The organism is Plantibacter sp. VKM Ac-2880 (assembly GCF_015351235.1).
GTDB lineage: Bacteria > Actinomycetota > Actinomycetes > Actinomycetales > Microbacteriaceae > Plantibacter.
The window spans coordinates 661,964-674,002 of the sequence record NZ_JADKSJ010000001.1 but is presented as its reverse complement, the minus strand read 5'-3'; the positions used below and the strand labels follow the sequence as shown (position 1 = coordinate 674,002).

Genomic DNA, 12,039 nt, shown 5'->3' with positions numbered 1-12,039 from the left:
CAGACAGAACATCATGAGTGCATCCCGCAGCGGCATCGCCCAGTACTGGGTCGCCATCAGGGCCATGCTCGCCCTCACCGTCGTCCTCGGCGTCGGCTACCCCCTCATCGTCACCGGGATCGGACAGGCGACGATGTCGTGGCAGGCGAACGGATCGGCCGTCACGGAGGGTGGGAAGACGGTCGGCTCGGCGCTCATCGGGCAGTCGTTCACCGACGCCGACGGCAAGCCGCTGCCGCAGTGGTTCCAGTCGCGTCCGTCTGCAGCGGGCGACGGCTACGACGGCGGCGCGTCGAGCGGCAGCAACCTCGGGCCGGAGAACACCGACCTCGTCGCCTCGATCGAGGAGCGCCGGGCGGCCATCGCCGACTTCGAGGGTGTCGACCCGGCGAGCGTCCCGGCCGACGCGCTCACGGCCTCCGCGTCCGGCCTCGACCCGCACATCAGCCCGGCGTACGCGCTGCTGCAGGTGCCCCGCGTCGCCGCCGAACGCGGCCTCGACGAGGACGAGGTCCGCGCCCTCGTCGAGCGCCTGACGCAGGGTCCCGACCTCGGCTACCTTGGGGAGTCCACGGTCAACGTCCTGCAGCTCAACCTCGCCGTGGCAGGACTGGACGGATAACCATGCAGCGCGGACGACTCCGGGTGCTCCTCGGCGCGGCCCCCGGGGTCGGCAAGACCTACGCCATGCTCGAGGAGGGCCACCGCCTCGCCGCGGAGGGCGTCGACGTGGTGGTCGCGGTCGTCGAGACCCACGGTCGGGCCGCGACGGCCGCTCTGACGGAGGGCCTCGAGACGCTGCCGCGTCGAGGCGTCGAGCACCGGGGTGTGACGCTCGACGAGATGGACCTCGAGGCCGTCCTCGCGCGCCGCCCCGGACTCGCCCTCGTCGACGAACTCGCCCACACGAACGCGCCGGGCTCCACGAACGACAAGCGCTGGCAGGACGTCGAAGCCCTGCTCGCCGCCGGCATCCCGGTGCTGTCGACGGTGAACATCCAGCACATCGAGTCGCTCAACGACGTCGTGCGGCAGATCACCGGGGCGCCGCAGCGGGAGACGATCCCGGACGCTGTCCTGCGGGCCGCCGATCAGATCGAGCTCATCGACCTCGCTCCACAGGCCCTCCGCGATCGGCTGGCCGGTGGTCGGGTCTACCCGGCCGAGCGTATCGACGCCGCCCTGTCCAACTACTTCCGCCTCGGCAACCTCACCGCGCTCCGCGAGCTGGCGTTGCTCTGGCTCGCCGACGAGGTCGACTCCGCCCTCCGCGACTACCGCGCCGAACACGGCATCGACAGCACCTGGGAGGCGCGCGAACGGGTCGTCGTGGCCCTCACCGGCGGCCCGGAGGGCGAGACGCTGCTCCGACGCGGCGCCCGGATCGCCGCCCGCTCCTCCGGCGGGGAGCTCATCGCGGTGCACGTGACGACGCAGGACGGCCTCCGCACCGCGAACCCCGGTGCGCTCGCGCAGCAGCGGGCACTCGTCGACACCCTCGGCGGCACCTTCCACCAGGTCGTCGGCGACGACGTGCCTCGAGCCCTCGTGGATTTCGCGAAGGCCGCCAACGCGACCCAGCTCGTCATCGGGGTCAGCCGGCGCAGTCGGCTCTCGGCCGCCGTCACCGGCCCCGGCATCGGCAACACGGTCATCCGCGAGTCCGGCAACATCGACGTCCACATCGTCAACCACGAGGCGGCGGGCGGGCGGTTCCGGCTGCCGAAGCTCGGCGGTGCGCTGAGTGCGCGGCGCCACATCGCCGGCTTCGCCCTCGCGCTGATCGGCGGGCCGCTCGTCACCTGGCTCCTCCACCTCGCGCGCACCGAGGAGTCGATCACGAGCGAGGTGCTGTCCTACCAGCTCCTCGTCGTGCTCGTCGCCCTCGTCGGCGGGTTCTGGCCGGCGGTGTTCGCCGCCGTCCTCTCGGGCGTCACGCTCGACTTCGTCTTCGTCCAACCGCTCTACACCGTGACCATCGACGATCCGGCGCACCTCGTCGCGCTCGTGCTCTACGTCGTCATCGCGGTGATCGTGAGCGGCGTGGTCGACCTCTCGGCGCGTCGTGCCCGGGTGTCGAGGCGCGCGGCGGCGGAGTCCGAACTGCTCGCGACGGTCGCGGGCAGCGTGCTCCGCGGCGAGGGCGCCCTGCAGGCGCTCGTCAGTCGGACCCGCGAGTCGTTCTCGCTGGCGGGGGTCCGGCTCGTGGCGGGCGAGCAGGTCCTCGCGGTCGACGGCGAACCGATCCGCGGCGGCGAGTTCACGAGCATCCCGATCGGCACCCGAGCGGTGCTCGAGCTGCACGGCGGCGTGCTGGCGGCCTCCGACCGCCGACTGCTCGCCGTCATCGCGGCGCAGCTCGACGCCTCGCTCGAGCACACCGATCTGCGCGCCACCGCCCAGGAGGTCGGTCCGCTCGCCGCGACCGACCGGGTGCGGAGCGCGCTGCTCTCCGCGGTCAGTCACGACCTCCGCCGCCCGCTCGCCGCCGCCACCGCCGCGGTGACCGGCCTGCGTGCGACCGACGTCGAGCTGACCACGGCGGACCGCCGCGACCTCCTCGAGACCGCCGACGACAGCCTGCGCACGCTCGCCGCCCTCGTCACGAACCTCCTCGACGTCAGCCGTCTCCAGGCCGGCGTCCTCGCGGTGACGGTCGCGCCGATCGACGTCGAGGACGCGATCCTCCCCGCCTTCGACGAGCTCGGCATCGGGCCGCAGGACGCCGAGCTCGACCTCGCGCCCGACCTCCCGCCCGTCCTCGCCGACGCAGGCCTCCTGCAGCGCGTCATCGTCAACCTCCTGACGAACGCGCAGCGCTTCAGCCCGGACGACACCCCCGTCCGGATCGCGACGAGTGCGTTCCGCGGTGCCGTGGAGATCCGCATCGTCGATCACGGCCCGGGGATCGCACCGGACCGACGTGAAGACGTGTTCGTCCCCTTCCAGCGGCTCGGCGACACCGACAACCTCACGGGCCTCGGCCTCGGTCTCGCCCTCTCCAAGGGCTTCGTGGAGGGGATGGGTGGCACACTCGAACCCGAGGACACCCCGGGCGGAGGTCTCACCATGGTGGTGTCGCTGCCGGCCGTGCCGACCGAGGAGCCAGCAGCCCGATGAAGATCCTGATCGCCGACGACGACCCGCAGATCCTCCGCGCGCTCCGTATCACCCTCACCGCGCGCGGCTACGAGATCATCACCGCCGAGGACGGCACCGCAGCCCTCAACGCCGCGACGGAGCACCGCCCCGACCTCTACCTGCTCGACCTCGGCATGCCGGGACTCGACGGCAAGCAGGTGATCGAGGGGCTGCGCGGGTGGACCGACGCGCCCATCCTCGTGGTGTCCGGGCGGGCCGGATCGACGGACAAGGTCGAGGCGCTCGACGCCGGGGCCGACGACTACGTGACGAAGCCGTTCGCGATCGACGAGCTGCTGGCGCGGATCCGTGCGCTCACCCGGCGGGTGCCGGGAGCCGAGGCGGAACCGACCGTGCAGTTCGACGACATCGTGGTCGACCTCGCCGCGAAGCAGGTCACCCGGCAGGTCCCCGGCGCCACACCGGTCACCGTCCGCCTGACGCCGACGGAGTGGCAGGTGCTCGAACTCCTCCTCCGGAATGCCGGCAAACTCGTCACCCGGCAGATGCTGCTCACGGAGATCTGGGGGCCGACGCACGTGACCGACACCGGCTACCTGCGGCTGTACATCGCCCAGCTGCGGAAGAAGCTCGAGCCTGAGCCGGGCACGCCACGCCATCTGCTCACCGAGGCCGGCATGGGGTACCGCTTCCAGCTCTGAGCCGAGGCCGGGCAGGGTAACAGGTTGCCGCGTCTCCGGCTACGCCCCCGGAATCGCAGCTTGCACGCGTACCGTCGCAATCGCGTTCGGGCTTTCCGGACGAGACACACGCAGGTACCGCAAGCAGAGAGGATGGCTCCCATGACGCAGGTCATCGAAACCATCGACGTGGACGTTCCCGTCTCCGTCGCCTACAACCAGTGGACCCGCTTCGAGGACTTCCCCAAGTTCCTCGACGAGGTCGAGTCCATCACCCAGGTCACCGACGTCCTCACCGAGTGGACCGTCAACGTCGCCGGACAGACCCGCACCTTCGAGGCGGAGATCACCGAGCAGCACCCGGACGAGCGCGTCGCGTGGACGAGCACCGGTGGCGAGGTCGATCACGCCGGCGTCGTCACGTTCCACCGTCTCGAGGACGCGAAGACCCGCGTCACCGTGCAGCTCGACTGGGAGCCCAAGGGCCTCCTCGAGCACCTCGGATCGGCGCTCGGTGTGGACAACCACGCCATCAAGAAGGACCTTGGCAACTTCAAGCAGCTCGTCGAGACCGAGGGTCAGACCGGACAGGGATGGCGTGGCGATGTCGAGTGACGGCCCCCGCCCCGGTCCCCCGCACACGCACGACGACGACGTGAAGGACGCCGTGCCGAACCCCGAGGAGGTCGACCCCGAGACGGGGACCGACGCCGAGGGCGACCCGGTCGAGAACCCTTCGGGCTAGCGACACGGCCCTCCAACCGCATCACCGCCTCACCGCCTCTAGGCTCGGAGCATGAGTGCCCGCGCCGGTCAGGCGAACCCCCGCCCCGCGCTGTCCGCCGATCTCCGGCGGCGGCGCGGGGCGATCTTCGTCTTCATGCTGACGGTCGGGGTCGGCCTGTCGTCGTTCATCGTCCGCACGCCCGCCGTCCGAGACCTCGTCCACGCGAGCACCGCCGAGATGGGCCTCATCCTCTTCGGGATCTCCGTCGGGTCGATGACGGGCATCCTGTCGTCCGCGGCCCTCGTCCGTCGGTTCGGCGCGCGTCGACCGATCGTCATCGGCGGGGCGGCTTTCGTCACGGGGCTGGCTCTGCTCGCCATCACGGCGGGCGCCGGGCAGGGCATCGGTGTCTTCCTCGGTCTCGTCGGCATCGGGCTGGGCTTCGGCCTCGCGGAGATCGCGATCAACATCGAGGGTGCGCTCATCGAGCAGTTGTCCGGCCGATCGATCCTGCCCGTCCTCCACGGCTGCTACAGCCTCGGTTCCGTCATCGGCTCCGTAGCCGGCATCGCACTCACGGCGATCGCCTTCCCCGTGACGATCCACCTGCTGATCGTCGCGGCCGTCGCGCTGGCGGCGTTGGTGTGGGCGATGCCGAAGATCCCGGCCGAGACCGGACGGCAGTCCGACACGGGCGCCGGCTCCCCCGGGATCCGCGCGCAGCTCGCGGTCTGGCGGCAGCAGCGGGTCATCTTCCTCGGCCTCATCGTGCTCGCCCTCGCCCTCGCGGAGGGTGCCGCCGGCGACTGGTTGCCGCTCATCATGGTCGACGGGCACGGCACCACGGCTGCCGTCGGGTCCATCGTCTTCGCCGGGTTCGCGCTCGCCATGACGATCGGTCGGTTCTCCGGCGAGCCGTTGATCGCCCGGTTCGGCAAGGCGAACGTGCTGCGGGTGAGCGCGATCGTCTCAGCCGTCGGCATCGCCCTCGTCGTCTTCTCCGACAACGTGCTCGTCGCGGGGCTCGCGGTCTTGCTGTGGGGACTCGGTGCGGCGCTCGGCTTCCCGGTGACGCTGTCGGCTGCGGGCGAGAGCGACGACCCGACCACGACGGTCGGCGCAGTCGCTTCGGCCGGCTATGTCGCGTTCCTCGTCGGGCCGCCCTTGCTCGGCTTCCTCGGGGAGCACTTCGGGCTGCGGGGTGCGATGATCGTGGTGCTCGCCGTCGTCGTCCTGGCGTCGTTCCTGACGTCCGCGGCGAAGCCGCAGCAGCGGACGGCCATGCCGACCGGGCACTGAGCCTGTCACCCGGTCCCTGAACCGCAACCCCCGGTCCCTGAACCGCAACCCCCGGTTCCTGAGCCGCAACCACCCGGTCCCTGAACCGCACCCCCCGGTCCCTGAACCGCACCCCCCGGTCCCTGAACCGCACCCCCCGGTCCCTGAGCCTGTCGAAGGGCAGCTCCGCTCCCCCGCACCCTCCTCCGCTCAGCGCGGATGCCGCTTGGAACGCCGGATGTACCCGGGCAGCAGCACGCGGCCCGAGACGCCAGTGCGGCGGGCGAGGATCTCGCCGAGGGTGACACCGGCGGCGAGGGCGAGGCCGGTCAGTCCCGCCTGCAGCAGCTGCTCGACCCCTTCGGAACCCTGCTCGCCGTTCACGAGCGCGAGCATGCCGCGGTAGATCGCGAGCCCAGGCAGCAGCGGGACGATCCCGCAGATGGTGAGGATGATCGCCGGGATCCGTAGCCGCGGGCCGAGCGCCTCCGCGGCGAAGCCGATGATGAGCGCGGCGAGCGCACTGGCCGCCGCGGGAGCGACGCCACTGCCGGAGACGAACACGAAGACGGAGAACGCGACCGCGCCGGTGATCCCCGCGAAGAACGCCGCGCGGAGGGCCGCCTGCGAGGCCATCGCCCAGGCGGCCGAGGCCACCGCCGCGCCGACGATCTGCACGGCTACGGGCCAGGGGCTGACGGGGAGGTCGAACAGCACGAGGGAGATGCCGAGGCGCCGGGCGAGGTCGAGGACGCCACCGATGCCGACCACGATCCCGATGGTCAGGAGCATCACCTCGACGAGCCGTCCGCTCGCGGTGACCGGGAACCCGTTGATCGCGTCGTCGGCCGCCCCGACGAGCGACGCGCCGGCGAGGAGGACGACGATGCCCGACGCGACGATGAGGGCGGGCGGCAGGGCCGAGAGGTCGTCAGGTACGTAGGGACTGAGGATCGAGATGAGGACGGCGACGGTCGTGGCGATGGCCGCCCCGGTGAGTTGGAGGAAGAAGACCGGCAGCTTCCAGACGTTCAAGGCGCGGAACGCGCTGTCGATGAGCGCAGTGGTGGCGGCGGCGAGCAGCATCGAGACCACGCCGCCCCCGAGGAGGACGGCGACGGCCGCTGCCATCGTCGACAGGAGCACGGTGACGAAACCTCGCCGGTAGGTGCGGCGTGCGGTGAGGATGCGGTCGAGGTCGCGGTGGGCGGCGCCCAGGCGGGCGTGGAGTTCGTCGCGGACGTCGGCCTCCTCGTCGGGGGCGACGTCGGTGACCGTCATGATCGGTTCGGATCGGTTGGTGATGCCCTCGGCGACCACGACGACCTTGGCGAGCCGGTCGAAGTCGGCGGAGGGCGAGCGCACCACGCGGAGCACGGTGACACCCGGCGACAGCTCGGACCCGTCGTGCGCGATGAGGATCGAGGTGAACGTGAGGTCCACCTGGCACTCGAGGTCGAACGCCCGGCAGACCCGGCGGATGGCATCGGTGACCTCGGCCGCTGCGGCTCCGAGGGCCAGCATCGACTCGCCGATCCGGCCGGCCAGCTCGAGGACTTCACGCACGGGCCGTTCGGCATTGAGGCGGACGACCGTCTGCTCGTCGACGCCGTCCGGCGCCGCTCCTCGGACTCCCCCGGCCAGCTGACTCAGCAGCGAACGCATACCCACTAGCTCATCGTACGAGTCACGGGTGACGGTGCTGTCGCTCTGGCGTTCGGGGCCGGGCTGTGCGAGGTGGTCGGTCCGCGCTGACGCCGGGCCCGGCGAACTGGTCATCTCGAATGTCAGTGGTCCGTGATGGACTGGATCCATGACCGAGAACGACGCGATCCAGGGGCCCGAGGCGCCCGGATCGCCGGGAGTGCCCGCGCACCAGGCGCACCCGAGCGATGCCTTCGCGGCCCGCATCGCGTCGTTCACCGACCGCTTCGTCGACCTCACCCGCCGCCGCGCGGCACTCGACGCCGAGGAGGCACGGCTCCTCGCCGAGGCCTGCTCTTATGCCGATGCGACCGCGTCCGCCCTGGTCTCCTCGGGCACCTCCTCCACCGAGGCCCGCGACCTCGCGCGGCGGTCGATGTGCGCGTCGCTCGCGATCGCCACGAGGATGTCGGAACCGACCCTCCAGGCGCGCATTGGCGACGCCGAAACCCTCGTCCATCACGCGCCCGCCGTGCTCGAGGCGCTCGCGCGGGGCGCCATCAGTGGCGGTCACGCCCGAGCCATCACCGACCAACTCCGCGACGTCCCAGCCGAGGGCCGCGTGGTGTTCCTCGAGCAGGTGCTGCCCGTCGCCACCCGGTCCACGGCCGCTCGCCTCCGGCAGCGCGCGAGGGTGGTGCGCGAGCGGCTGCACCCCGAATCGTTCACCGCTCGGCGCGCACGGTCGATCACCGACCGCCGTGTCGAGCTCGAGGCGGCGGCCGACGGCATGGCCTGGGTGCACCTCTTCACCACGGCCCCGCTGGCGCATGAGATCAGGAACCGGCTCGACGCCGTCGCGGTCCCGGCACGCGTCGCCGGCGACCCTCGAACGCTCGCGCAGCTGCGCGCCGACGCCCTCGCCTCGCTCGCCGTCGCCGGCACGGTGCAGGACGACGCCGACCCCATCCCCGTCGACCCGGAGACGACCGGGACGTTCACGTGGCTCCCCGGTTCCGCGCCGCTCGACGACGCCGCCAGGATCGCCGAGGAGGCGGTCGCCGCCGGGGCCACGCCCTTGCTCGCCGAGCCGGTCGGCATCGAGGCCCGCATCCGGGCCACCGTGCAGATGACCGTTCCGGCACTGTCCGCCCTCGGCGTCACCGATGAACCCGGCGAGCTCGACGGGTACGGCCCGATCGACCCCGACACCGCCGCCCGCCTCGCCGTCACCGCTCCGTCGATGACCCGCATCCTCACGCAGCCGGAAACGGGAGCCGTGTTGTCCGTCGGACGCGGCCAGTACCGGGTGCCGGCAGACCTCGCGCGTGCCGTCCGCCTGCGAGACACCACGTGTCGGGCTCCGGGCTGCGGGCGAGCCGCCCGGAGCTGCGACCTCGACCACTCGGTCGCCTGGCAGGACGGCGGGAGCACGGCGATCGACAACCTCGCCTGTCTCTGCCGGCACCATCACCGACTCAAACATCTGCCGGGCTGGAATCTCGAGCACCATCCAGGCGGCATCCTCACCTGGACCACACCCGACGGCCGACGACACGAGACCAGACCGGAGCTCGCCGAGACGGGTTGAGCGAACCGCATCATCCCGCCTCGGCGAGCGCCCCTGCCTCCCGCGTCTACCATGGGTACCCGTGACTGATCGCCGACTCCCGCTCCTCGCGCAGCTGCGCCGGCGCATGCCGCTCGTCCGCCTCGGTACGGATCCGGCGGAGTCGGGTGGATCCCTCCGCCGCTCGCTCGGGGTGTGGCAGCTCACGATGATCAGCGTCGGTGCCACGCTCGGCACCGGCATCTTCGTCGTACTCGGCACCGCGGTCCCGCTCGCCGGGCCTGCCGTGTGGATCGCCTTCGCGGTCGCCGGGCTCGCAGCGCTCCTGTCGGCACTGTCCTACGCCGAGATGGCCGGCTCGGTGCCCGTCTCCGGGTCCAGCTACTCCTACGCCTACGCGACGATGGGCGAAGGGGTCGCCTGGGTGTGCGGGTGGTGCCTCGTGCTCGAATACGGGGTCTCCGTCGCAGCCGTCGCGGTTGGCGCAGGCCAGTACGTGAACGAGGCGCTCGCGGTGTTCGGCCTCGGCCTCCCGCCCGCACTCGCGAACCCCATCGGTGTCGCCGACGGCCTGATCAACCTGCCGGCCGCAGCCCTCGTGCTGCTGGCCATGCTGCTGCTCGTCCGTGGCGCGAAGGACAGTGCGTGGGCGAACACGGTCATGGTGTTCGTGAAGCTCGCCGTCCTGCTCGTGTTCGTCGTCATCGCGTTCTCGGCGTTCTCCCTCGGCAACTTCGAGCCGCTCGCACCCATGGGTGTCGCCGGGATCGCCGCAGCGTCCAGCCGCCTGTTCTTCTCCTACATCGGCTTCGATGCGGCGTCCACGGCGGGCGACGAGGCGACGAACCCGCGCCGCGACCTGCCGCGCGCGATCATCCTGTCGATGGTCATCGTCACCGCCGTCTACATCCTCGTCGCCATCGCCGCGATCGGGGCCCGCCCGTGGACCGAGTTCGCCGACGACGAGTCCGCGTTCGTCGGGATCCTCACCGAGATCACGGGGCAACCGATCGTCGCGCTCTTCTTCTCGATCGGTGCCGTCATCGCGATCGCGAGCGTCGTCCTCACCGTCTACTACGGCCAGACCCGCATCCTGTACCGCATGGCGCAGGACGGCATGGTGCCTCGGGTGTTCGCTCGGGTCGGTCGCCGCAGCGGCACGCCCGTCGCCGGAACGGTCATCGTCGGCGCGGTCGTCGCCGTGGTCGCCGCGCTCATCCCCCTCGGTGAACTCGCCGACGCCACCAGCATCGGCACCCTGTTCGCGTTCGCGCTCGTGAACCTGTCGGTGATCCTGCTCCGCCGGCTGCGTCCGGACCTCGACCGCAGCTACTCGGTCCCCCTCTTCCCGGTCGTACCGGCGCTCGGCATCGTCATGTGCCTGGGGCTCATGGTGTCGCTCGGCGGGACGACCTGGCTCGTCTTCCTCGTGTGGATGCTCGCCGGGGCGGCCCTGTACCTCGCGTACGGCCGCCGGCACTCCACGGTCGGAGCGCTGAGCGACACGGAGTACGCCGAGGCGCTCGCGGCGGAGGAACCCACCCGGAGCTAATGCGCGCAGCGCAGATGACGCCCTGTTACGGCGATCCCGGATTGCCAGGCGGCGTCCGGGACGGGTGATGCAGGATCGTCCTCATGACTCGTCAGATCCGTTTCAACGCCTTCGACATGAACTGCGTCGCCCACCAGGCGTCGGGCATGTGGCGTCACCCCGACGACCGGTCGAGCACCTACAAGGACCTCTCCTACTGGACGGATCTCGCCCAGTTGTTGGAGCGTGGGAACTTCGACGGCATCTTCATCGCCGACGTCCTCGGCACCTACGACGTGTACGGCGACAGCAATGAGGCCGCGATCCGCAACGGCGCGCAGGTGCCGGTGAACGACCCGATCCTGCTCGTCTCGGCGATGGCCGCGGTGACGAAGCACCTCGGGTTCGGGGTCACCGCGGGCACCGCCTACGAGCACCCGTACCCGTTCGCGCGGCGCATGTCGACGCTCGACCACCTGACCAAGGGTCGCGTGGGCTGGAACGTCGTCACCGGGTACCTGCCGAGCGCGGCACGCAACATGGGGCACGACGACCAGCTCGAGCACGACGAGCGGTACGACGTCGCCGACGAGTACCTCGAGGTCCTCTACAAGCTGTGGGAGGGCTCGTGGGAGGACGACGCGGTGGTGCGCGATCGGGAGACGGGCGTGTTCACCGACCCGACGAAGGTGCACGAGATCGGCCACTTCGGCAAGCACTACACCGTGCCAGGCATCCACCTGTCGGAGCCGTCCACCCAGCGCACGCCCGTGATCTACCAGGCGGGCGCGTCGCCGCGCGGCATCCAGTTCGCAGCGGGCAACGCGGAGGCGATCTTCGTCGGTGCGTCGACGAAGGCGGGGCTGAAGGCGACCGTCAGTCGGATCCGCGACGCGCTGGAGGCGGCCGGTCGCGACCGGTACTCGGCGAAGATCTACACGCTCGTCACGATCATCACCGATGAGACGAGCGAGAAGGCCCAGGCGAAGCACGAGGACTACCTGCAGTACGCGTCGCAGGAGGGTGCGCTCGTGTTCATGTCGGGTTGGATGGGCATCGACCTGTCGCAGTACGACCCCGAGGAGCCGATCGGCAACGTCGAGAGCAACGCCATCCAGTCGGCGGTCGCCAATTACCAGGCGGCCAACGAGGAGGGCGGCGAGTTCAAGGTGAAGGACATCGCGCGTATGGGGGCGATCGGTGGTCTCGGGCCGCGGATCGTCGGGAGTGCGTCGGAGATCGCCGACACTCTGCAGGAGTGGGTGGAGGAGACCGATGTCGACGGCTTCAACCTCGCGTACGCGATCACGCCGGGCACCTTCGAGGACATCGTCGAGTTCGTGATCCCCGAGCTCCGTCGCCGCGGTGCCTACCCGGAGGAGTACGTCGAGGGCAGCCTGCGGCACAAGCTCCACGGTCGTGGAGACCGCCTCCCCGAGGAGCACACGGGTGCCCGCTACCGCTACGCGAAGTAGGTTCTGCTCCCCGGTCCCTGAGCCTGTCGAAG

Annotated in this window: 10 protein-coding genes; 9 read left to right on the top strand and 1 reads right to left on the bottom strand. The window is 71.0% G+C overall.

The window, feature by feature from the left end:
- Nucleotides 1-13: 13 nt before the first annotated feature.
- The 6 genes from kdpC to ITJ57_RS03270 all read left to right on the top strand — a co-directional run bounded on the left by kdpC (nt 14) and on the right by ITJ57_RS03270 (nt 5,808).
- Nucleotides 14-622, top strand: a complete 609-nt coding sequence (gene kdpC / locus ITJ57_RS03295; protein WP_194668832.1) for a potassium-transporting ATPase subunit KdpC — start codon at nt 14-16, stop codon at nt 620-622.
- Nucleotides 623-624: 2 nt separating this feature from the next.
- Nucleotides 625-3,120: a DUF4118 domain-containing protein gene (locus ITJ57_RS03290; protein ID WP_194668831.1), complete on the top strand. Its 2,496-nt coding sequence runs from the start codon at nt 625-627 to the stop codon at nt 3,118-3,120.
- Nucleotides 3,117-3,803: a response regulator gene (locus ITJ57_RS03285; RefSeq protein ID WP_194668830.1), complete on the top strand. Its 687-nt coding sequence runs from the start codon at nt 3,117-3,119 to the stop codon at nt 3,801-3,803. Before ITJ57_RS03290 ends, ITJ57_RS03285 begins: the two co-directional genes overlap by 4 nt.
- A gap of 141 nt (nt 3,804-3,944) precedes the next feature.
- A complete protein-coding gene (locus ITJ57_RS03280; protein WP_194668829.1) occupies nt 3,945-4,397 on the top strand; it encodes an SRPBCC family protein in 453 nt (150 codons plus the stop codon).
- Nucleotides 4,387-4,527, top strand: coding sequence for a hypothetical protein (locus tag ITJ57_RS03275; RefSeq protein ID WP_194668828.1), 141 nt, complete (start codon nt 4,387-4,389; stop codon nt 4,525-4,527). The genes ITJ57_RS03280 and ITJ57_RS03275 overlap by 11 nt, the downstream gene beginning before the upstream one ends.
- A gap of 51 nt (nt 4,528-4,578) precedes the next feature.
- Nucleotides 4,579-5,808, top strand: a complete 1,230-nt coding sequence (locus tag ITJ57_RS03270; protein WP_194668827.1) for an MFS transporter — start codon at nt 4,579-4,581, stop codon at nt 5,806-5,808.
- Between the two features lie 189 nt (nt 5,809-5,997).
- On the opposite strand, the gene ITJ57_RS03265 is transcribed toward ITJ57_RS03270, so the two are convergent.
- Nucleotides 5,998-7,452, bottom strand: a complete 1,455-nt coding sequence (locus ITJ57_RS03265) for a threonine/serine exporter ThrE family protein (RefSeq protein WP_228506751.1) — start codon at nt 7,450-7,452, stop codon at nt 5,998-6,000.
- Nucleotides 7,453-7,600: 148 nt separating this feature from the next.
- On the opposite strand from ITJ57_RS03265, the gene ITJ57_RS03260 reads away from it, so the two are divergent.
- The 3 genes from ITJ57_RS03260 (at nt 7,601) to ITJ57_RS03250 (ending at nt 12,007) form a co-directional block, all read left to right on the top strand.
- Entirely contained in the window at nt 7,601-9,022 is a 1,422-nt protein-coding gene (locus tag ITJ57_RS03260) for an HNH endonuclease signature motif containing protein (RefSeq protein WP_194668825.1), read from the top strand.
- A 106-nt stretch (nt 9,023-9,128) separates the two neighbouring features.
- Nucleotides 9,129-10,553 carry an APC family permease gene (locus ITJ57_RS03255; RefSeq protein WP_194670280.1) on the top strand — a complete coding sequence of 475 codons (1,425 nt, stop codon included), beginning with the start codon at nt 9,129-9,131 and terminating at the stop codon, nt 10,551-10,553.
- 83 nt (nt 10,554-10,636) lie between these two features.
- Nucleotides 10,637-12,007 (top strand): LLM class flavin-dependent oxidoreductase, encoded by a 1,371-nt coding sequence (locus tag ITJ57_RS03250; RefSeq protein ID WP_194668824.1) that lies wholly within the window; start codon nt 10,637-10,639, stop codon nt 12,005-12,007.
- Nucleotides 12,008-12,039: the final 32 nt, after the last annotated feature.